The following is a 24,696-nucleotide window of genomic DNA, read 5'->3' on the forward strand; positions in this document are numbered from 1 at the left end:
ACCCGACCACCCGCACCCGTCCACCCGCACCCACCCGGGCCCGTACGCCCCCGGACACCACCCCCGAAGGCCGCCCCGTGGGCGGCCTTCGGCCTTCGCCACCCCACCCGCCGCCCGCCCGCGGCAGCGGCCCGCGACCACCGCCCCGGCCTGCGGCGATGATTTCCAAGGGTTTCCCCAGACAACCCGGCCAGGCCCGTAAAACGGCCCGGCCGCACGACATGCTGTCCAAGCCGCACGAGGTGAACAGCACGGGCCCGGTGCCCGCCGGCTCTTCCGGCCACCGGCCCAGGCCCCCTCGCGGTGCGACCGTTCCGTCACCACAACAGCATGGGGGCGTCCATGACGAATGAAGCGCGGCTTCGGGACTACCTCAAGCGGCTCACCGTAGACCTGCACGAAACCCGGCGCAGGCTGCGCCAGTTGGAGTCCAGGGACAACGAGCCCATCGCCATCGTCGGCATGAGCTGCCGCCTGCCCGGCGGCGTCCGCTCACCCGAGGACTTCTGGGACCTGCTCGTCTCCAAAACCGACGCGATCACGGACTGGCCCGCCGACCGCGGCTGGGACCCCGCCGCCGACCCGGCCACCGGCGGCGACCGCCGCCAGGGCGGCTTCGTCTTCGACGCCGACCGCTTCGACCCCGCCTTCTTCGGCATCTCGCCCCGCGAAGCCCTCGCCATGGACCCCCAGCAGCGCCTGCTGCTGGAAGCGACCTGGGAAGCCCTCGAACGCGCGGGCATCGACCCCGCCACCCTGCGCGGCAGCCGCTCCGGCGTCTTCGTCGGATGCAGCGACCAGGGCTACAGCAGCGGACTGCGCGAGGTCCCCGACGACGTCCGCGGCCACCTGCTGACCGGCAACTCCATGTCCGTCGTCTCCGGCCGCGTCGCCTACGCGCTGGGCCTCGAAGGCCCCGCCGTCACCGTCGACACCGCCTGCTCCTCCTCCCTCGTCGCCCTCCACCTGGCCGCACAGTCACTGCGCTCCGGCGAATGCTCCCTCGCCGTCGTCGGCGGCGTCACCGTCATGTCCAGCCCCGGCGCCTTCATCGAGTTCGGCCAGCAGGGCGGCCTCGCCTCCGACGGCCGCTGCAAGGCCTTCTCCGAGGACGCGGACGGCACCGGCTGGGCCGAGGGCGTCGGCATGATCGTCGTCGAGCGCCTGGCCGACGCCCGCCGCAATGGCCACCGCGTCCTCGCCGTCGTGCGCGGCTCCGCCGTCAACCAGGACGGCGCCTCCAACGGACTGACCGCCCCCAACGGCCCCTCCCAGCAACGCGTCATCCTCGCCGCCCTGGCCAATGCCGGCGTCCCCGCCACCGAGATCGACGCAGTCGAGGCCCACGGCACCGGCACCGCCCTCGGCGACCCCATCGAAGCCCAGGCCCTGCTGGCCACCTACGGCCAGGGCCGCGAGGCCGACCACCCCCTGTGGCTCGGCTCCGCCAAGTCCAACATCGGCCACACCCAGGCCGCCGCCGGCGTCGTCGGCGTCATCAAGACCGTCCTGGCACTGCGCCACGGCGTCCTGCCGCCCACCCTCCACGTCGAGCAGCCCTCCTCGCACGTCGACTGGAGCGCCGGGAACGTCAGGCTCCTGGCCGAGTCCGTCGACTGGCCGCAGGCCGACCGCCCCCGCCGCGCCGCCGTCTCCGCCTTCGGCGTCTCCGGCACCAACGCCCACGCCGTCATCGAACAGGCCCCCGCCGTCGAACCGGCCGCCGACGGCGAACCGGCCGCCGAAGCCCCCGCCCGCGCCGAACTGCCCCTGCTGCCCTGGGTCCTCTCCGGCCGCGACGAGGACACCCTGCGCGAACAGGCCGCCCGCCTCGCCGCCCACCTCACCGACCACCCCGACACGGACCTCTACGACCTCGCCTTCTCCCTCGCCACCACCCGCTCCGCGCTCCCGCAGCGCGCCGCCCTCCTCGGCACCCACCGCACCGACCTGCTGACCGGCCTCGCCGCCCTCGCCGAGGGCAGGGCCACCGACCGCGTCCTCACCGGCCAGGCGAAGAGCGACGGCAGACTCGCCTTCCTCTTCTCCGGCCAGGGTGCGCAGCGCCTCGGTATGGGCCGTGAACTGTACGAGTCCTTCCCGGTGTTCGCCGAGGCCTTCGACACCGTATGCGCACACCTGGACGCCGAGTCGGACCGTCCCCTGCGGGATGTGGTCTTCGGTACGGATGCGGAGGTGCTGAACCGCACGGAGTGGGCGCAGCCGGCGCTGTTCGCGATCGAAGTGGCCCTGTTCCGTCTCGTCGAGTCGTGGGGCGTGCGCCCCGACTTCCTGGTGGGCCACTCGATCGGTGAGCTGGCGGCCGCGCATGTGGCGGGTGTGCTGTCGCTGGAGGACGCGTGCCGTCTGGTGTCGGCGCGGGGCCGTCTGATGCAGCAACTGCCCGCCGGTGGAGCGATGTTCGCCGTCGAGGCGTCCGAGGACGAGGTCACGCCGCTGCTGGAGGGCCGTGGGGCGGAGGTGTCCATCGCGGCGGTCAACGGGCCCCGGTCGGTGGTGATCTCGGGTGCGGACGCTGTGGTGTCGTCTCTGGCCGAGGAGTTGTCCGCGTCCGGCCGTCGCACGTCACGCCTGCGCGTCAGCCACGCCTTCCACTCACCGCTGATGGAGCCGATGCTGGAGGAGTTCCGTACGGTCGCGGAGAGCGTCACCTACGGCGAGCCGCGTATCCCAGTGGTGTCGAATGTGACCGGACAGGCTGCTGCCGCAGGGGAGTTGGAGTCCGCGGAGTACTGGGTGCGGCACGTCCGGGAAGCCGTACGGTTCGCCGACGGGATCGAGTGGCTGGCCGGGCACGGTGTCACACGCTTCGTGGAGATCGGCCCCGACGGCACCCTCACCGCCCTCGCCCAGTCCGGAGTCACCCGCAGCGACGAGATGCTCTTCGTCCCCACCCTCCGCAAGGACCGCGACGAGGCCGAGGCCCTGACCTCCGCCGTCGGCCGCCTCCACATACACGGCCGGACACCCCAGTGGCCGGCCCTCCTCCCCGGCGCCCGGCCCCTCGACCTGCCCACCTACGCCTTCCGGCGCGACCGCTACTGGATCGAACGCTCCTACCGGACCGACGGCTCCGCACCGACCGCCACCGAAGGCGACCACCGCTACCAGGTGACCTGGCGCCCCGTGGCCGGACTGCCCGGCGAGGCGCGCCTGACCGGCCGCTGGCTGCTCGTCACCCCGGCCGCCCTCGGCCACGACGGCTGGCACGGCGCCCTGACCGAGGCCCTGGCCGCACGCGGCGCCGACCTCGTCACCGTGCCCCACACCGCCGGCGCCGACCGCACGACACTCGCCTCCCTGCTGGCCTCCGCCGCCGCAGACGCGCCCGTCAGCGGCGTCGTGTCGACCCTGGCCCTGTCCCCGGAAGAACGCGAGGCAACCCCGGAAGGCGTCCTGGCCACCGCCCTCCTCGTCCAGGCCCTCGGCGACACCGGCATCACCGCACCCCTGTGGACCCTCACCCGGCAAGCGGTCACCACCGGCCGCACCGACCCCCCGCCACGCCTCGACCAGGCCGCCGTCTGGGGCCTGGGCCGCGTGGCGGCACTCGAACACCCCGACCGCTGGGGCGGTCTCATCGACCTCCCGGAAGAACTGGACCGCCGCGCCGCCTCCCGGCTGGCCGCACTGCTGTCCGCCACCGCCACCGCCACGGCCGCCGGAGTCGGCGAGGACCAGGCCGCCGTCCGCGCCGGCGGCGTCCTCGCCCGCCGCCTGGCCCCCCTCACCCAGGAACCCGAAGCCCCCTGGACACCCGGCGGCACGCTCCTCATCACCGGCGGCACCGGCGCGCTCGGCGCCCGCGTGGCCCGCTGGGCCGCCGGACAGGGCGCCGCCCACCTCGTCCTCACCAGCAGGCGCGGACCCGAGGCACCCGGCGCCGCCGAACTGCAGGCCGACCTCTCGGCCCTGGGCGCCCGAGTCTCCCTGATCGCCTGCGACATGACGGACCGTCAGGCCGTACGGCAGCTGCTGGAGAACCACCCGGTGGACGCCGTCGTCCACACCGCCGGTGTCCTCGGTGACGGCGTCCTCGACAGCCTCACCCCCGAGCAGTTCGACATCGTCGTCCGCTCCAAGGTCGACGCCGCCGTCCACCTGGACGAACTGACCCGCGGCCGCGACCTGACGGCGTTCGTCCTCTTCTCCTCCTTCGCCGGCACCGTCGGCTCCGCCGGACAGGCCAACTACGCCGCCGCCAACGCCATGCTGGACGCGCTCGCCGAGCGCCGCCGTGCCGAGGGGCTGCCCGCCACCTCCCTCGCCTGGGGCCCGTGGGCCGGCGGCGGCATGGCCGCCGACGCCTTGGCCGAGAACCGCCAGCGCCGCGGGGGAGTGAACCTCCTGGCCCCGGCGAGGGGCCTCGACGCCCTCGCCGCCTGCGCCGCCTCGCCGACCGCGGTACCGTTCGTCGCCGACATCGACTGGACCCGCTTCGGGCCCGCCTTCACCGCCGTCCGCACCAGCCCGCTCCTCGGCGACCTGTACGCCGCCCCCAAGACCCCGGCCGGACAGCGCGGCCCCGCGACCGCCCTGCGCGAACGGCTCACCGGCCTGACCGCGCAGGCACAGCACGGCGAACTCCTCGACACCGTCCGTGCCCGCGCGGCGGCGGTCCTCGGTCACTTCGGCCCGGAGGCCGTTCCCGCCGACCGCGCCTTCCGCGACCTGGGGGTCGACTCGCTGATCGCGGTCGAGCTGCGCAATGCCCTGGGTGCGGAGTGCGGTCTGTCCCTGCCGGCCACCGTGGTGTTCGACTATCCGACTCCGGTTGCTCTGGCGGAGTTCCTGTACGGCGAGTTGAGCGGTGTGGTCACGGAGGTGTCCTCGGCGACCGCGGTGGCGGTGTCGGGCGACCCGGTCGTCATCGTCGGGATGGCGTGCCGCTTCCCGGGCGGAGTGGACTCCCCGGAGGCGTTCTGGAACCTGCTGTCCGAGGGGCGCGAGGGCATCGCCGACTTCCCCGACGACCGCGGCTGGGACCTCGACGCCCTCCACGCACCGAACGGCCCCTACACCAGCCACACCCGCCGCGGCGGGTTCCTGGCGGGTGTGGGTGGTTTCGACGCGGGTTTCTTCGGTGTGTCGCCGCGTGAGGCGTTGGCGATGGATCCGCAGCAGCGTTTGTTGCTGGAGTCGTCGTGGGAGGCGGTGGAGCGGGCGGGTATCGATCCTCGTTCGTTGCGGGGCAGTCGGACGGGTGTGTTCGCGGGGACGAACGGTCAGGACTATCCGGCGTTGCTGGCGGCGTCGGATGCGGATTTCGGCGGGTACATCGGGACGGGGAACGCGGCGAGTGTGTTCTCGGGGCGTGTGTCGTATGTGCTGGGCCTGGAGGGGCCCGCCGTGACCGTCGACACCGCGTGTTCGTCGTCGTTGGTGGCTCTGCATCTGGCTGTCTCGGCGTTGCGGTCGGGTGAGTGTGATCTCGCGTTGGCCGGTGGGGTGACGGTGATGTCGACGCCGGGTGCGTTTGTGGAGTTCAGCCGTCAGGGCGGGCTTGCAACTGATGGCCGGTGCAAGGCTTTTGCGGAGGGTGCGGACGGGACGGGGTGGGGTGAGGGTGTCGGTGTGCTGCTGGTGGAGCGGTTGTCGGACGCGCGCCGTAACGGTCACCCGGTCCTGGCTGTGGTGCGGGGCTCTGCCGTCAACCAGGACGGCGCGTCCAACGGTCTGACCGCGCCGAACGGCCCCTCGCAGCAGCGGGTCATCCGGGCCGCCCTCAGCAGTGCCGGTCTCTCCGCCAGGGATGTGGACGCGGTCGAGGCGCATGGCACGGGTACCGCGCTGGGTGATCCGATCGAGGCGCAGGCGCTGCTGGCGACGTACGGCAAGGAACGGCCGGGGGAGCGGCCGTTGTGGCTGGGGTCGGTGAAGTCGAACATCGGTCACACCCAGGCCGCCGCGGGGGTGGCGGGTGTGATCAAGATGGTGGAGGCGATGCGGCATGGTGTGCTGCCGGCCACCCTCCATGTCGATGAGCCCTCCTCGCATGTGGACTGGGCCGCGGGTGAGGTGCGGCTGCTGACGGAGCCGACCGCGTGGCCGGAGTCGGGGCGTCCCCGGCGTGCGGGTGTGTCCTCGTTCGGCCTGAGTGGCACGAACGCCCATGTCGTACTGGAGCAGGTGCCGGACCCGGTCGCCGAGGAAGCCGCGACCGAGGTCTTCCAGCCGCTGCCCGTCACCCCCTGGGTTGTATCCGGACAGGGCGCCGACGCACTGCGGGGCCAGGCCGCTCAACTGCTGGCCCATATGCAGGCCCACCCGGAACTGGACACCGCCGATGTGGCGCTGTCGCTCACGCGGACCCGCTCCGCCTTCGAGCACCGCGCGGTGGTGCGCGGCACCGGCCGCGAAGAACTGCTCGCCGGTCTGACCGCCCTCGCCGACGGCGAGACCCTGCCGGGCGTGGCACAGGGCGTCGCCTCCGAGGGCAAGGCCGCCTTCCTGTTCTCCGGCCAGGGTGCGCAGCGCCTCGGTATGGGCCGTGAACTGTACGAGTCCTTCCCGGTGTTCGCCGAGGCCTTCGACACCGTATGCGCACACCTGGACGCCGAGTCGGACCGTCCCCTGCGGGATGTGGTCTTCGGTACGGATGCGGAGGTGCTGAACCGCACGGAGTGGGCGCAGCCGGCGCTGTTCGCGATCGAAGTGGCCCTGTTCCGTCTCGTCGAGTCGTGGGGCGTGCGCCCCGACTTCCTGGTGGGCCACTCCATCGGTGAGCTGGCTGCCGCGCATGTGGCGGGGGTGCTGTCCCTCGAAGATGCCTGCCGTCTGGTGTCGGCGCGGGGCCGTCTGATGCAGCAACTGCCCGCCGGTGGCGCGATGTTCGCCGTCGAGGCGTCCGAGGACGAGGTCACGCCGCTGCTGGAGGACCGTGGGCCGGAGGTGTCCATCGCGGCGGTCAACGGGCCCCGGTCGGTGGTGATCTCGGGTGCGGACGCTGTGGTGTCGTCTCTGGCCGAGGAGTTGTCCGCGTCCGGCCGTCGCACGTCACGCCTGCGCGTCAGCCATGCCTTCCACTCACCGCTGATGGAGCCGATGCTGGAGGAGTTCCGTACGGTCGCGGAGAGCGTCACCTACGGCGAGCCGCGTATCCCGGTGGTGTCGAATGTGACCGGACAGGCGGCTGCCGCGGGGGAGTTGGAGTCCGCGGAGTACTGGGTGCGGCACGTCCGGGAAGCCGTACGGTTCGCCGACGGGATCGAGTGGCTGGCCGGGCACGGGGTGACACGGTTCGTGGAGATCGGCCCGGACGGCACCCTCACCGCCATGGCGCGTGCCTGCCTGAGCGACACGCCGGAGCACCTGTGCGTTCCCGTTCTGCGCAGGGACCGGCCTGAGGCGGACACCGCCGTGGCCGCTCTGTCGACCGTGTTCGCGCACGGTGTCCGTGTCGACTGGGCGGCCCTCTTCGCCGGCTCCGGTGCCCGGTCCGTCGCGCTGCCGACGTACGCCTTCCAGCACGAGCGGTACTGGCCCGAGCCCGCGCGGCGCGCGGCCGTGTCCGCCGGCGTGAACCCGCTGGACGCGGGCTTCTGGGAGGCCGTGGAGCGCGGCGACGCGCAGAACCTCGCCGATGTCCTGGGCGTGGGTGAGGCGGAGTTGGACGCCGTCGTGCCGGCGCTGTCCGCATGGCGGCGTGGTGCGGCCGAGCGATCCGTCGTGGACGGCTGGCGCTACCGCGTCGGCTGGGAGCGTCTGAGCGCACCGCCGGCCTCCGTCGGCGTACCGGGACGATGGCTCCTGCTGCAGCCGCCGGGGGCGGACGCGCTCGACGGCATCGAGGAGTTCCTGCCCGGAGCCGAACGCCTCATCTGCCCGCCGCGGGCGGACCGCGCCGAGCTCGCGCGGCTCCTCGCCTCCGCCGCCACGGCGGACGGGCCCGCCGCGGGTGTCCTGTCGTGCCTGGACGGTACGACGGCCGCCCTGGAACTCGTCCAGGCCCTGGGCGACGCGGGAGTGACCGCACCGCTGTGGCTGCTCACGCGTGGCGCCGTCGCCGTCGGCGCCCCCTCCGAAGGCGTCGTCGATCCCGGACAGGCCGCCGTGTGGGGCCTCGGCCGGGTCGCCGCCCTGGAACACCCCGAGCGGTGGGGCGGTCTCGTCGACGTACCGGCCCGCCCGGACCGCCGTGTCCTGGCCGCGCTGGCCGCCGTCGTGACCGACGGCAGCGAGGACCAGGTCGCCGTGCGCGCGGCGGCCGTGTTCGCCCGCCGGCTCACCCACGCCACCGCGCCGGCCGGCACCGGCGCGCAGTGGAGCGCGCCCGGCCGGGTGCTGCTCACCGGCGGCACCGGAGCCCTCGGCGCGCGGGTGGCACGCTGGCTTGTCGGGCGCGGCGCAGGGGAGCTCGTTCTCACCAGCCGCAGCGGCATGGACGCCCCCGGCGCGGCCGAACTCCGTGGCGAACTCGAAGGACTCGGCGCCCACGTCGTCGTCGAGGCGTGCGACATGGCCGACCGCGCGGCCGTCGAGAGCCTGCTGTCCCGCCACCCCGTCGACGCGGTCTTCCACGCCGCGGGCGTCCTCGACGACGACGTGATCGACGCGACGACCCCCGAGCGGCTGGCCGCCGTCCTGCGCGCCAAGGCCGTGGCCGCCGACCTCCTCGACGAACTGACCCGGGACGCGGGCCTGTCGGCGTTCGTGGTGTTCTCCTCGATCGCCGGGGTGTGGGGCAGCGGCGGCCAGGCGGCCTACGCCGCCGCCAACGCCCACCTGGACGCCCTCATCGAGCGGCGCCGGGCCCGCGGGCTCGCCGGTACCGCCGTCGCCTGGGGCCCCTGGGACGGGAGCGGCATGGCCGCCGACGCCGGCGCGCAGGAGCTGCTGCGCCGCCGCGGACTGCTCCCGCTGGAGCCCGGTGCCGCGCTGCGCGCCCTCTCCCGCGCCCTCGAACTCGGCGACACAGCCGTGGTCGTGGCCGACGTGGACTGGGACCGCTTCGCTCCCGCGTTCACCACCGGCCGCCCCAGCCCGCTGCTGTCCGGCCTGCCGGAGGCCGCCGACGCGCTGCGCGGCGCCGGGTCCGCCGCGGCCGGCGCCGCGAGCGCCGGCGCCGCCCTGCGCGAGCGGCTCGCCGCCCTGCCGGCCGAGGACCGCGACGCGGAACTCCTCGCTCTGGTCCGGGGGCGTGCCGCCGCTGTCCTCGCGCACACCGATCTCGCCGCGGTCGCCCCCGGGCGGGCCTTCCGCGAGATGGGCTTCGACTCCCTGACCGCCGTCGAACTGCGCAACGAACTCACCGCCGCCACCGGGGTGGCGCTGCCGTCCACGCTCGTCTTCGACCACCCGACGCCGCTGGCCGTCGTGGCCCGGCTGCGCGAGGAACTCTTCACCGCCGCCGACGACGACCGCACCCCGCGGCTCCCGGTGGCCGCCGCGCCCGACACCGATCCCGTCGTCATCGTCGGCATGGGATGCCGTCTGCCGGGCGGAGTGGCGGGTCCCGAGGACCTGTGGCGGATCGTCTTCGGCGGCCTGGACACGGTCTCCGCCTTCCCCGAGGACCGCGGCTGGGACCTGGAGACCCTGCTCGCGGCCAGCGACACCCGCTCGGGCGGCTTCCTTCAGGAGGCGTCCGGCTTCGACGCGCCGTTCTTCGGGATCAGCCCCCGCGAGGCCCTCGCGATCGACCCGCAGCAGCGGCTGATCCTGGAGACGTCCTGGGAGGCCCTGGAGCGCGGCGGCATCGCCCCGGCCGGCCTCAAGGGCAGCCGGACCGGTGTCTTCGTCGGCGCCTCGAGCTCCGGCTACGGCTCCGGCCTGACGGAGGTTCCCGAAGGCCTCGGCGGACACCTGCTGACCGGTGGCGCCGGAAGCGTCGTCTCCGGCCGTGTCGCCTACGCCCTCGGCCTGGAGGGCCCCGCGGTCACCGTCGACACCGCCTGCTCCTCCTCGCTCGTGGCCCTGCACCTGGCCGTGCAGTCCCTGCGCAGCGGCGAGTGCGACCTCGCGCTGGCCGGCGGCGTCAGCGTCATGGCCAACCCCGGCGCCTTCGTCGAGTTCAGCCTGCAGGGCGGCCTGGCCCCCGACGGCCGCTGCAAGGCCTTCTCCGACGGCGCCGACGGAACGGGCTGGTCGGAAGGCGTCGGCGTGCTCGTCGTCGAGCGCCTTTCCGACGCCCGCCGTCACGGCCACCCCGTGCTCGCCGTCGTGCGCGGCACGGCCGTCAACCAGGACGGCGCCTCCAACGGACTGACCGCACCCAACGGTCCCGCGCAGCAGCGGGTCATCCGGGCCGCCCTGGCCTCCGCGGGCCTTGCCCCGTCCGAGGTGGACGCCGTCGAGGCGCACGGCACCGGTACCGTCCTCGGCGACCCCATCGAGGCGCAGGCGCTGCTGGCCACCTACGGCCAGGACCGGCCCGACGGGCGGCCGCTGTGGCTGGGCTCGGTGAAGTCCAACATCGGCCACACCCAGGCCGCCGCCGGCGCCGCCGGCATCATCAAGATGGTCCTCGCCCTCGACAAGGGCGTCCTGCCGCGGACCCTGCACGCCGACGAGCCCTCCTCGCGCGTCGACTGGTCCGCCGGAGCGGTCCGGCTCCTGGGCGAGCAGGCCGCCTGGCCCGAGACCGGCCGCCCGCGCCGCGCCGGTGTCTCCGCCTTCGGCGTGTCCGGCACCAACGCCCACGTCGTCATCGAACAGGCCCCGCAGACCGAGTCCCCGTCCAAGTCCGGGGCCGGGGCCGAGTCCGGGGCCGCGCCTGCGGCGCCCGCCCGCCGGCCGGCCGCCGCAGCGGTGACGCCGTGGATCGTGTCGGCCCGCAGCGCCGCCGCCCTGCGCGGCCAGGCCGCCCGGCTGATCACCCACGTCGAGGAGCACCCCGAACTCGACACCGCCGACATCGCCCGCGCCCTGGTGACCACCCGGTCCCCCTTCGAACACCGGGCCGTGGTCAGCGGAGCCGGGCGCGCCCAGCTCCTGCGCGGCCTCGCGGCCGTCGCCGCGGGCGGACCGTCCGCCGACGCCGTCACCGGCGACACCCTGACCGAGGGCGCCACCGCGTTCCTGTTCGCCGGCCAGGGCACCCAGCGGCCCGGCATGGGCCGCGGACTCTACGACGCCTTCCCCGTCTACGCGGACGCCTTCGACGCCGTATGCGCGCATTTCGAGGGCCAGTTGGAGCAGCCGCTGCGTGAGGTCGTCTTCGCAGACGACGCCGAGGTCCTCGACCGCACCGCGTACGCGCAGCCCGCCCTGTTCGCCGTCGAGGTCGCCCTCTACCGCCTCGTCGAGTCCTGGGGCGTACGGCCCGCCCACCTGCTGGGCCACTCCGTCGGTGAACTGGCCGCCGCGCACGTCGCGGGTGTCCTCGCGCTGCCCGACGCGTGCCGGCTGGTCGCCGCCCGGGGCCGGCTGATGCAGGCCCTGCCCGAGGGCGGCGCCATGGCCGCGCTCCAGGCCGCGGAGGACGAGGTACTGCCCCTGCTGGCCGGCCGCGAGGACGAGGTCGGCCTCGCCGCCCTCAACGGCCCCCGGTCCGTGGTGATCGCGGGTGACGAGGACGCCGTACTGGAGGTGGCCGCGCACTTCGCGGGCCAGGGACGCAAGACCACCCGGCTGCGCGTCAGCCACGCCTTCCACTCGCCCCGCATGGAACCGATGCTCGCCGACTTCAGGGCCGTCGCCCAGAGCGTCGGCTACGGCGAGCCGCGCATCCCCATCGTCTCCAACATCACCGGCCGACCGGTCACCGCCGCGGAACTCTGCTCGCCCGAGTACTGGGTGCGCCACGTCCGCCAGGCGGTCCGCTTCGCCGACGGGATCGCCTGGCTGGAACGGGCCGGCGTCGAGCACTACCTCGAACTCGGCCCCGACGCCACCCTCACCGCCCTCGCCCAGGGCTGCTGGCAGACGCCCGGCCACCTCGCCGTGCCCGCGCTGCGCGAGGACCGCCCCGAACCGGCCGTCCTCGTCACCGCCCTGGGCGCCCTGTTCACCCGCGGCGTCCCCGTCGACTGGCCGTCCTGCCTGGACACGCTCGCCCCCGGCGGCCGGCCCGTACACCTGCCCACCTACGCCTTCCAGCACCAGAGGTACTGGCTCGACGTACCGGCGGGATCCGGCGACCCGTCCGCCGCGGGACTCCTCGCGGCCGGCCACCCGATGCTGGCCGCCGTCGTCCCGCCGGCCGCGGGCAACACCGTCGTCCTCACCGGACGCCTCTCGGCGCGCTCACAGCCCTGGCTCGCCGCCCACCGCGTCAGCGGATCCCTCGTGGTGCCGTCCGCCGCGTTCCTCGAACTCGCCCTGCGCGCCGGTGCCCACACCGGCTGCGGGCACGTCCGCGACCTCGTCCTGCACGCCCCGCTCGTCCTGCCCGAGCAGGGCGGCGTCCACCTCCAGGTCCGCGTGGAGGAACCCGACGCGCTGGGCTCCCGCGCCTTCGGCGTCTTCGGCCGGGCCGAGGCCCCGGACACCGACGGCCCGTGGACCCGGCACGCCGACGGCGTCCTGAGCGCCCGGCAACCGGACGGCGCCCCCGCGTTCGACTTCACCGTCTGGCCGCCCGCCGGCGCCGAACCCCTCGATGTCGACGGCGTCTACGAGCGCCTCGCCGCGGCCGGACTCGACTACGGCCCCGTCTTCCAGGGCCTCAAGGCCGCCTGGCGCGGCAGCGAGGACGTGTACGCCGAAGTCGCCCTGCCCGAGGGCACCGACACGGAGGCCGGACGCTTCGACCTGCACCCGGCGCTGCTGGACGCGGCCCTGCACCCGCTCGGCCTGGGCATCTTCGACGGATTCGGCGACGGCCGCGTCCTGTTCTCCCTCGGCGACACCTCGCTGCAGGCCACCGGCGCCACCACCCTGCGCGTCCGCCTCTCCCGCCGCGGCCCCGACACCCTGTCCCTTCAGGCCGCCGACGCGATCGGCGAGCCCGTCATCACCGTCGCCTCCCTGCTGATGCGCACCCTCGCCCCGCAGACCACGACAACCCCCGAGACGACAACCCCCGAGACCACGACAACCCCCGAGACCACAACGAACTCAGCCCCGGCCCCGGTCCCGGCCGTCGAGCAGCCGGCCCCGGCGCGCACCCCGGCACCCGCCCGCCGCGCCGCGGCCCGCGCGCAGCAGCCCGGCAGCCTGCTTCAGCGGCTGGCCGGCCGGCCCGAGGCCGAACGCGCCCGCACCCTGCTCGCCACCGTCCGCGCCCGGGTCGCGGACGTCCTGGGCTACGACGGCCCCGCCGACGTCGAGGCGGCCCGCTCCTTCGCCGACCTCGGCTTCACCTCGATCACCGCCGTCGAACTGCGCAACCAGCTCTCCGACGCGCTCGGCGTGGCCCTCCCGGCCACCCTGGTCTTCGACCACCCCACCCCGAACGCGCTCGCCCAGCACCTCGGCGCCGACCTGTTCGGCGCAGCCGCGGGCGACGCCGCCGCGCACCGCCCGGCGCCCGTCGACGACGACCCGATCGCCATCGTCGGCATGGCCTGCCGCTACCCCGGCGGCGTCCGCAGCCCCGAAGACCTGTGGGACCTCGTCGCCGCCGGCGCCGACGGCATCTCGCCGCTGCCCACCGACCGCGACTGGCACCCGGAGACCCTCTACCACCCGGACCCCGACCACCCCGGCACCGTCTACACCCGTGAGGGCGGATTCCTCCACGACGCCAGCCAGTTCGACCCGTCGTTCTTCGCCATCAGCCCCCGCGAGGCCCTCGCCATGGACCCGCAGCAGCGCCTGCTGCTGGAGACGTCCTGGGAGGCGCTGGAGCGCGCCGGCATCGACCCCACCACCGCGCGCGGCAGCCGCACCGGTGTCTTCGCCGGCGTCACCTACCAGGACTACGTCACGATCCTGGCCGCCGCCGACGACAACTTCGAGGGCTACGTCGGCACCGGCAACTCGCCCAGCGTGCTGTCCGGCCGCATCTCCTACGCCCTGGGCCTGGAGGGCCCCGCGGTGTCCGTCGACACCGCCTGCTCCTCCAGCCTCGTCGCCCTCCACCTCGCCGCCCAGGCGCTGCGCCAGGGCGAGTGCTCCCTCGCGCTCGCCGGCGGGGTGACCGTGATGTCCACGCCCGGCTCCCTCATCGAGTTCAGCCGCCAGCGCGCGCTCGCCCCCGACGGCCGCTGCAAGCCGTTCTCCGCGGACGCCGACGGCGCCAGCTGGGCCGAGGGCGTCGGCATGATCGTCCTCGAACGGCTCTCCGACGCCCGCCGTCACGGCCACCCGGTGCTGTCCGTGCTCCGCGGCAGCGCCCTCAACCAGGACGGCGCCTCCAACGGCCTGACCGCACCCAACGGCCCCTCGCAGCAGCGGGTGATCCGCCAGGCCCTCGCCTCCGCGGGCCTTGCCCCGGCCGAGGTGGACGCCGTCGAGGCGCACGGCACCGGCACCACCCTCGGCGACCCCATCGAGGCCCAGGCGCTCATCGCGGCCTACGGCCAGGACCGGCCCGACGGGCGGCCGCTGTGGCTGGGCTCCCTGAAGTCCAACATCGGCCACAGCCAGGCCGCCGCGGGCGTCGGCGGCGTCATCAAAATGGTCATGGCGATCCGCGAGGGCGTCCTGCCGCGCACCCTGTACGCCGACACCCCCACCCCGCACGTCGACTGGAGCGCGGGCGACGTCCAACTGCTCACCGAGCAGCGGGAGTGGCCGAAGACCGGGCGCCCGCGCCGTGCCGGCATCTCCGCGTTCGGCATGAGCGGCACCAACGCCCACGTCATCGTCGAACAGGCCCCCGACAGCGAACCGGCCCCCGCCCCCGCCGAACCGGCGGCCCCCACCGGCCCGGACGCTCCCGCGGCCCCGGGCGCCCGTGTCTTCACCGGCGCCCTGCCCCTCGTACCCACCCTGCTGTCCGGCCGCACCGAGGCCGCCCTGCGCGGCCAGGCCGCACGCCTGCGCACCCACCTGCTCGCCCACCCCGGCCAGGACCTCGCCGACCTCGCCTACTCCCAGGCCACCACCCGCCCGGCCTTCGAGTACCGGGCCGCCGTCCTCGCCAGTGGCCGCGACACCCTCGACGAGGCGCTCGCCGCCCTCGCCGCGCCCGGCCCGGCCGCCGCGCCGGGCATCGTCTGCGCCACCGCCCCCAGCGCCGCCGAGCCCGTCCTGGTCTTCCCCGGACAGGGCGCGCAGTGGACCGGCATGGCCCGCGAACTCCTCGCCGCCTCACCCGTGTTCGCCTCCCTCGCCGCCGACTGCGAACGCGCGCTCGCCCCCTACACCGACTGGTCCCTGACCGCGGTCCTGCGCGGCGAGAAGGGCGCCGCCGACCTCGGCCGGGTCGACGTCGTCCAGCCCGCCCTGTGGGCCGTCATGGTCTGCCTGGCCGGCCTGTGGCGCTCCCTGGGCGTCACCCCCGCAGCCGTCGTCGGCCACTCCCAGGGCGAGATCGCCGCCGCCTGCGTCGCCGGGGCCCTGTCCCTCGACGACGGCGCCCGCATCGTCGCCCTGCGCAGCCGGGCCATCATCTCCATCGCCGGCAGCGGCGGCATGATGTCCGTGCCGCTGAGCGCCGACGAGACCCGTACGCGCATGAGCCCCTGGGCCGGCCGCCTCGCCGTCGCCGCCGTCAACGGACCCGCCTCCGTCGTGGTGTCCGGCGAAGCCGCCGCGCTCGACGAACTGTTCACCGCCCTCACCGAGGACGGCGTACGCGCCCGCAAGGTCGCCGTCGACTACGGCTCCCACTCGCCGCAGGTCGAGCCGATCCGCGCGAGCGTGCTCGACGCCCTCGACGGCATCGAGCCGCGGGAGGCCGACATCCCCTTCCGCTCCTCCCTCACCGGCCAGTGGCAGGACACCACCACCCTCGGCCCCGAGTACTGGTACACCAGCCTGCGCGAGACCGTCCGCTTCGAGGAGGCCGTCCGCGGCCTGATCGCCGAGGGCCACCGCACCTTCCTCGAGGTCGGCCCGCACCCCGTGCTCGCCGTCGGCCTGCGCGAGACGCTGGAGGACACCGGCACCGAGGGCGCCGTACTCGGCTCCCTGCGCCGCGACAAGGGCGGACTCGACCAGTTCCTCACCGCCGTCGCCCAGGCCCACGTCCACGGCATCGCCCTCGACTGGAGCGCCGTCTTCGCCCACACCGGCGCCCACCGCGTCGACGTGCCGACCTACCCCTTCCAGCACCAGCGGTACTGGCCCAACGTGCGGGAGGCGGCCGCCGCCGACGCCGCCGCGTCCGGCTCCCTCACCGCCGACTCCGTCGAGTCCCGCTTCTGGGAGACCGTCGACCAGGAGAACCTCCAAGCGCTCGCCGACGCCCTCGACGTCCCCGCCGACGCCCCGCTGAGCACCTTCCTGCCGGCCCTGTCCACCTGGCGCCGCACCAGCCGCGAACGCTCCACCACCGACTCCTGGCGCTACGGCGTCGGATGGTCCCCGCTGACCGAGAACCCCGCGGGCACCCTGTCCGGCACCTGGCTCGTGATCGCCCCCGCCGACGCGGCCGGCCACCACGAACTCCTCGCCGCCGCCCGCCGGGCCCTGACCGCAGGCGGCGCCCGCGACACCCGCCTGGTCACCGTCCCCGACGGCGGCAGTGACCGCGCCGGCCTCGCCGCCCTGATCACCGCCGCCCTCGGCACCGAAGACACCGAAGACACCGACACCACCGCGGCCCCGGCCGCCCCGGCGGTGGCGGGCGTACTGTCCCTGCTCGCCCTCGACGAACGCCCGCACCCCGCCCACCCGGCCGTCCCGCACGGCCTCGCCGACACCCTCGCGCTCCTGCAGGCCCTCGGCGACACCCACACCGACGCCCCGCTGTGGTGCGCCACCCGCGGCGCCGTCGCCACCGGATCGGAAACCGTCACCGGCCCCGCCCAGGCGCTCGTCTGGGGCCTGGGCCGGGTCGCCGCCCTGGAACACTCCGAACGCTGGGGCGGCCTGATCGACCTGCCCGCCGTACTCGACACCCGCGCCGGTACCCGCCTGTGCGCCGTCCTCGCCGCCCCGGGCGGCGAGGACCAGATCGCGATCAGGCCCTCCGGCACCTTCGGCCGCCGCCTGGTCCACGCCGCCGCCCCCCTCACCGACCCCCGGACCTGGCGCCCGCGCGGCACCGTCCTGGTCACCGGCGGCACCGGCGCCCTCGGCGGCCACCTCGCCCGCTGGCTCGTCACCCGCGGCGCCACCCACCTGATCCTCACCAGCCGCCGCGGCGCCGACGCCCCCGGCGCGGCCGCACTGCGCGACGAACTCACCGCACTCGGCGCCGACGTCACCCTCGCCGCCTGCGACGCCGCCGACCGGGACGCCCTGCGCACCCTGCTCGACTCCATCCCCGCCGACCGCCCCCTTAACGCCGTGTTCCACGCCGCCGGCTCCCTCGACGACGGCGTCATCGACTCCCTGACCCCCGACCGCATGGACCCCGTCCTGCGCGGCAAGGCCACCGCCGCGCTCCACCTCCACGAACTGACCCGGGACCTGGACCTGTCGGCCTTCGTCCTGTTCTCCTCCACCGCGGGCGTCATCGGCGGCGCAGGCCTTGGCAACTACGCCCCCGGCAACGCCTTCCTGGACGCCCTCGCCCAGCACCGCCGCGCACAGAACCTGCCCGCCACCGCCGTCTCCTGGGGCCTGTGGGCCGAGGGCGGCATGGTCGGCGACACCGCCGGCGAGCGCATGCGCCGCTACGGCGTCCACCCCATGGACACCCGGTCCGCCTGCGACGCCCTGGGCCGGGCCCTCGACGGCGACGACACCACCGTCACCGTCACCGACCTGCGCTGGGACACCTACGCCCCCGCCTTCACCGGACCGCGCCCCAGCCACCTCCTCGACAACCTGCCCGCGGCACGCCGCGCCCTGGACACCGCCCGCGCCGAGAAGACCGATGCCCCCGCGGCCGACTCCTCCTCCCTGCGCGCCCACCTGGCCCAACTGCCCGGCTACGACCGCGCCGACGCCGTCCTCGACGTCGTCCGCTCCTACGTCGCGAACGTCCTGGGCTACCCGTCCGCCGAAGCGGTCGAACCCGGCCGCGCCTTCACCGACCTGGGCATCGACTCCCTCAGCGCCGTCGAACTGCGCAACGGCATGAACCGCATCACCGGCCTGCGCCTGCCCGCCACCCTCGTCTTCGACCACCCGACCTGCTCCGCACTCGCCGCCCACCTCCTTACGGAACTGGCCGGAGAGGAACAGCCGGCCACCACCGGCACCGCCCCGCTCCCCGCACCCCTGCCGGACGACGAGCCGATCGCCATCGTCGCCATGGGCTGCCGCTTCCCGGGCGACGTCAGCACCCCCGAACAGCTGTGGCGCATGCTGCTCGACGGAGCGGAAGGACTCGTGCCCTTCCCCGAGGACCGCGGCTGGGACCTGGACGCCCTCTACGACCCCGAACCCGGAAAACCCGGCCGCATCTCCACCCGCACCGGCGGCTTCCTGAACGACGCCAGCGGCTTCGACCCGGCCTTCTTCAACATCTCGCCGCGTGAGGCCGTCGCGATGGACCCGCAGCAGCGCCTGCTGCTGGAGGTCTCCTGGGAGGCGTTCGAACGCGCCGGCATCGACCCCAAGGCCCTGCGCGGCAGCCGCACCGGCGTCTTCGCCGGCACCAACGGCCAGGACTACACCGGCATGCTGGCCGCCTCCCAGGAGGACTTCGAGGGCTACATGCTGACGGGCAACGCCGCCAGCGTCGTCTCCGGCCGCCTCTCCTACACCTTCGGCCTGGAGGGCCCGGCGGTCACCGTCGACACCGCCTGCTCGGCCTCCCTGGTCGCCCTGCACCTGGCCGTACGATCCCTGCGCACCGGCGAGTGCGACATGGCCCTGGCCGGCGGCGTCACCGTCATGGCCTCGCCCGGCCTGTTCGTGGACTTCAGCCGGCAGCGCGGCCTGGCCTCCGACGGCCGGTGCAAGGCGTTCGCCGACGCGGCCGACGGCACCGGCTTCTCCGAGGGCGGCGGCATGCTCCTGGTGGAGCGCCTCTCCGACGCCCGCCGCAATCACCACCCCGTCCTCGCCGTCGTCCGCGGCAGCGCGGTCAACCAGGACGGTGCGTCCAACGGCCTCAGTGCCCCCAACGGTCCCTCGCAGCAGCGGGTGATCCGCGCGGCCCTCGCGGACGCGGGCGTCGCCGCCGCGGAGGTGGACGTGGTCGAGGCGCACGGCACCGGCACCACCCTCGGCGACCCGATCGAAGCGCAGGCCGTCCTCGCCACCTACGGTCAGGACCGGCCCGCCGGGCGTCCGCTGTGGCTGGGGTCGGTGAAGTCCAACATCGGCCACACGCAGGCCGGTGCGGGGGTGGCGGGTGTCATCAAGATGGTCCTGGCCCTGCAGAACGGTGTTCTGCCGCCGACCCTGCACGTCGACCGGCCCTCCACCCACGTCGACTGGGAGGCGGGCGAGGTGCGTCTGCTGACCGAGGCCGTCGACTGGCCCGCCGCCGGGGCCGGACACCCGCGCCGCGCCGGCATCTCGTCCTTCGGCATCAGCGGCACCAACGCCCACATCATCATCGAAGCCGCCACCGAGGAGGACACCGCACCGGCCGACACCGAACCGGCCCCCACCCACGGCATGCTGCCGTGGGCCGTGACCGCACGCAGCCGCACCGCCCTGCGCGCACAGGCCGCCCAGCTCCTCACCCACCTCCTGCGGCAGCCCGGGGCGGACGCCGCCGACGTGGGCCTGTCCCTCGCGGCGCACCGCTCGGTCTTCGAACACCGCGCGGTCGTCCTCGGCGCCGACCGCGACACGCTCATGGCCGGCCTCCAGGCGCTGGCCGAGGACGAGAGCGACCCCTCCACGGTCACGGGCTCCGCCCGCGGCGAAGGCAAACTCGCCTTCCTCTTCTCCGGCCAGGGCGCGCAGCGCCTCGGTATGGGCCGTGAACTGTATGAGTCCTTCCCGGTGTTCGCCGAGGCCTTCGACGCCGTCTGCGCACACCTGGACGACGGCCTGCGAGGCGTGGTCTTCGGCACGGACGCGGAGCTGCTGAACCGCACGGAGTGGGCGCAGCCCGCGCTGTTCGCGATCGAAGTGGCCCTGTTCCGTCTCGTCGAGTCGTGGGGGGTGCGCCCGGACTTCGTGGTGGGTCACTCGATCGGTGAGCTGGCGGCCGCGCATGTGGCGGGGGTGCTGTCGCTCGAAGATGCCTGCCGTCTGGTGTCGGCGCGGGGCCGTCTGATGCAGCAACTGCCCGCCGGTGGCGCGATGTTCGCCGTCGAGGCATCGGAGGACGAGGTCACGCCGCTGCTGGAGGGCCGTGGGGCGGACGTGTCGGTCGCGGCGGTGAACGGGCCGCGGTCGGTGGTGCTTTCGGGTGTGGAGTCGGTGGCCGAGGTGGTCGCGGGGGAGGTGGCGGCTATGGGGCGCCGTACCTCACGCCTGCGCGTCAGCCACGCCTTCCACTCACCGCTGATGGAACCGATGCTCGATGAATTCCGTACGGTCGCCGAGAGTGTGACCTATGCGCCGGCGCAGCTGGCCGTGGTGTCGAATGTGACCGGACAGGCCGCTGCCGCAGGGGAGTTGGAGTCCGCGGAGTACTGGGTGCGGCACGTCCGGGAAGCCGTGCGGTTCGCCGACGGTGTGCGGTGGCTGGAGGAGCGGGGGGTCCGCCGGTTCATCGAGATCGGCCCCGACGGCACCCTCACCGCCCTCGCCCAGTCCGGAGTCACCCGCGGCGACGAGATGCTCTTCGTACCCACCCTGCGCAAGGACCGCGACGAACGCGAGGCCCTGCTCTCCGGCCTGGCCCAGGCATTCGTCAAGGGCGTCGCAGTCGAGTGGGCCCACGCCTTCGACACCACCGGCGCCCAGGCCGTGGCCCTGCCGACGTACGCCTTCCAGCGCCAGCGGTTCTGGCCCAGGCCGCCCGTCCTGCTGGGCGACGTGAGCTCGGCGGGGCTCGGCTCCGCGGCACACCCGCTGCTCGGCGCGGCGGTCGAACTCGCCGGCGGCGACGCCTTCCTGTTCACCGGACGCCTGTCGCTGCGCAGCCACGCCTGGCTCGCGGACCACGCGCTGACCAGCACGGCCCTGTTCCCGGCCACCGGCTTCCTCGACCTGGCCCTGCACGCCGCCGAACACGCCGGCTGCGACCGGGTGGAGGAACTGACGATCCTCACCCCGCTCACCCTGCCCGAGCGCGGCGCCGTGCGCGTACAACTGCGTGTGGAGGCGCCCGACGCCTCCGGCGCCCGCGCCCTGAGCGTGCACTCCAGGGCCGAGGACGCGGACGCCGGCCGGCCGTGGACGCTGCACGCCGAGGGCCTGCTCACCACCGGCGGCGCGGCCGCGCCCGAAGCGCCGTACGACTTCGCCGTCTGGCCGCCGAAGGACGCCGACGAGGTGCCGCTCGACGGTTTCTACGAGCGCTTCGCCGAACGCGGCCACCTGTACGGGCCGCTCTTCCAGGGCCTGAAGGCGGTGTGGATGCGCGGCGAGGAGGTGTTCGCCGAGGTCGCGCTGCCCGAGGCCGCCGACCCGGCCGCCGGGGCGTTCGACCTGCACCCGGCGCTGCTGGACGCCGCCCTGCACGCCGTGATGTTCGTGCCCATGAAGGACGCGGGACGGCTGCCCTTCTCCTGGAACGGGGTCCGTCTGGAGGCCGTGGGCGCCGGCGCGCTGCGGGTGCGCATGGTGCAGGAAGGCCCGGAGTCCATCAGCCTGACGCTCGCCGACCCGGCGGGACGGGCGGTCGCCTCGGTCGGCTCGCTCACCCTGCGCGAACTCACCGGAGACCTCGCCGGCTCCACCGTCGGCGCACCGCGCCAGGAAGGCCTGTACGAGCTGGACTGGGTGCCCGTGCCCACCGGCACACCGGCGCCGGGACCGGACTGGAGCCTGGTCGGCGGCACCGAAGCCCGGGCGCTGGCCGCGGAGTGGGAGAGCGCGGGCTCGCGGGTGCGGGTCTTCGCCGATCTGGCCGCGCTCGCCGCGTCCGACACCGACATACCGGAGACGGTGCTGCTGGCGCTGCCCGCGCCCGACACCGCCGTCGACGACTTGGCCGGCAGTGCCGCCGACGACCTGGCCGCCGCCGCCCGCGCCACGGCGCACACGACGCTCGGCCTCGTCCAGCAGTGGCTCGACGAGCCCCGCTTCGCGCACGCCCGGCTCGCCGTCGTCACCCGCGACGCCGTGCGGGTCGGACCGCGGCCCGCCGACCCGGCCCGGGCCACCGCCTGGGGCCTGGTCCGCTCGGCCCGCTCCGAGAACCCCGGCCGCTTCGTCCTCGTGGACATCGACGCGGCCCCCGCCTCGGCGGCCGCGCTGCCCGCCGCCCTCGCCTCCGGCTGCCTCGAACTGGCCGTCCGGGACGGCGCGGTGACCACCCCGCGGATCATTCCCCTGGCCGCCGAGCGCGCGCTCACCGCGCCGGCCGGAGCCGTCGCCTGGCGGCTCGGCATCGAGGAGAAGGGCACCCTGGAGAGCCTGCGGCTGACCGAGTGCCCCGAGGTGATGGGACCGCTCGCGCCGCGCGAGGTCCGTATCTCGATGCGCGCCGCGGGCGTCAACTTCCGCGACGTCCTCACCGCGCTGGGCATGTACCCCGGCGACGCCACGGCGATCGGCCTGGAGGGCGCCGGCGTGGTGACCGAGGTCGGCGCGGAGGTCACCCGACTCGCCGCCGGCGACCGGGTGATGGGCATGTTCGCCGGAGCCTTCGGCCCGGTGGCCGTCGCCGACGAACGCATGGTCGCGCCCATCCCGCGCGGCTGGAGCTTCGCGCAGGCCGCCACCGTGCCCATCGTCTACCTGACCGCGTACTACGGCCTCGTCGACCTCGGCGGGCTGCGCCCCGGCCAGTCCGTGCTCGTGCACGCCGCCGCCGGCGGGGTCGGCACGGCCGCCGTCCACCTCGCCCGCCACCTGGGCGCCGAGGTGTTCGGCACCGCGAGCCCCGGCAAGTGGGACGCGCTGCGCGCCGCGGGGCTCGACGACGCCCACCTCGCCTCCTCCCGCGACCTCGGCTTCGAGAAGCTGTTCCTGGAGAGCACCGAGGGCCGCGGCGTGGACGTCGTCCTGGACTCGCTGGCACGGGAGTTCGTGGACGCCTCACTGCGCCTGCTGCCGCGCGGCGGACACTTCCTGGAGATGGGCAAGACCGACGTCCGCGACGCGGGGCAGGTCGCCGGGGACCACCCGGGCGTCGCCTACCGGGCCTTCGACCTCGTCGAGGCCGGGCCCGACCGCATCGGCGAGATCCTGCGGGAACTGGTGGCCCTCTTCGAGGACGGGGCGCTGGTGCCGCTGCCGATGACCACCTGGGACGTACGCAGGGCCCCCGACGCGTTCCGCTTCCTCAGCCAGGCCCGGCACATCGGCAAGGTCGTCCTGACCGTGCCCCGTGCCCCCGACCCCGACGGCACGGTGCTGCTCACCGGCGGCACCGGCGGACTGGGCCGGGTCACGGCCCGTCACCTGGTCGCCGACCTCGGCGTGCGCCACCTGGTGCTGGCCGGCCGGCAGGGACCCAACGCGCCCGGCGCGGCCGGACTGCGGGAGGAACTGGCCGCCCTGGGAGCCGACGTCTCCGTGGTCGCCTGCGACACCGGCGACCGCGACGCGCTGGCCGCGCTCCTGACCTCCCTGCCCGCCGCCCACCCGCTGACCGCGGTGATCCACACCGCGGGCGTCCTGGCGGACGGGGTCATCTCCTCCATGACCCCCGAGCGCATCGACCAGTCGATGCGGCCGAAGGCCGACGCCGTGGTCAACCTGCACGAACTGACCCGCGGCATGGACCTCGCACGGTTCGTGGTGTTCTCCTCCGTGGCCGGTACGTTCGGCGGCGCCGGACAGGCCAACTACTCGGCCGCCAACGCCTTCCTGGACGCGATGGCCCACCACCGGCACGATGCGGGCCTGCCGGCGACCTCCCTGGCCTGGGGCACCTGGCTGCCCGAAGCGGGCATGACCGGCGAACTGAGCGAGGCCGACCGCTCCCGGCACGCCCGGACCGGCATGGTCCCGCTCGGCGCGGAGCTGGGCATGCGGCTGCTCGACGCCGGCCCGGACACCGACCGTGCGGTGCTCCTGCCGATGGACCTCGACCCGGCCGCCTTGCGCGAACACGCCGACGTCCTGCCGCCGCTGCTGCGCGGCATGGTCAAGGCACCCGCCCGCCGCCGGGCCGAGACGGCCGCCCCGAGCACCGCAAGCAGCACGCGGACCCTCGGCGAGCGGCTGGCCCCGCTGTCCGCCGCCGACCGTGAGCAGCTGCTGCTCGACGTGGTCGCCGAGCAGGCCGCGGCCGTCCTCGGCCACTCCTCGGCCGCCGGGATCGAGCCCGAGCAGACGTTCAAGGAACTCGGCTTCGACTCGCTCACCGCGGTCGAACTGCGCAACCGCCTGGGCGCCGTCACCGGCCTCAGGCTGCCGGCCACCCTCGTCTTCGACTACCCGACGCCCGCCGTCCAGGTCCGCCACCTGCTGACCGAACTGGACCTGCCCGACGCCCCCGGCGGCGCGCAGGCCCTGCTGGGCGAGATGGACCGCCTGGAAGCCGCGCTGAACGGCACCGACGTCGACGACGCCCAGGACCGCGCCCGGGTCAGTGACCGGCTGCGGGAGCTGCTGGCCCGCTGGTCGGGCGTCCCGGTGACCCTCGCCGCCGCCGGGCAGCCGGGCGACGCCCAGGACGGCGAACTGGAATCGGCCGGGACCGCCGACGAGTTGTTCGACCTCATCGACAGGGAGCTGGGCACGACGTGACAACCGCAGCGGACGCCC

At 74.8% G+C, this 24,696-nt stretch carries 1 protein-coding gene; it reads left to right on the plus strand.

Going from position 1 to position 24,696, the window contains the following annotated elements; genetic code table 11:
• Positions 1 to 342: 342 nt before the first annotated feature.
• Positions 343 to 24,678: a type I polyketide synthase gene (locus tag OG747_RS46560; protein ID WP_405885384.1), complete on the plus strand. Its 24,336-nt coding sequence runs from the start codon at positions 343 to 345 to the stop codon at positions 24,676 to 24,678.
• The last annotated feature ends 18 nt before the right edge of the window (positions 24,679 to 24,696 follow it).

Source organism: Streptomyces sp. NBC_01384 (genome assembly GCF_045040035.1).
Classification (GTDB): Bacteria; Actinomycetota; Actinomycetes; order Streptomycetales; family Streptomycetaceae; genus Streptomyces.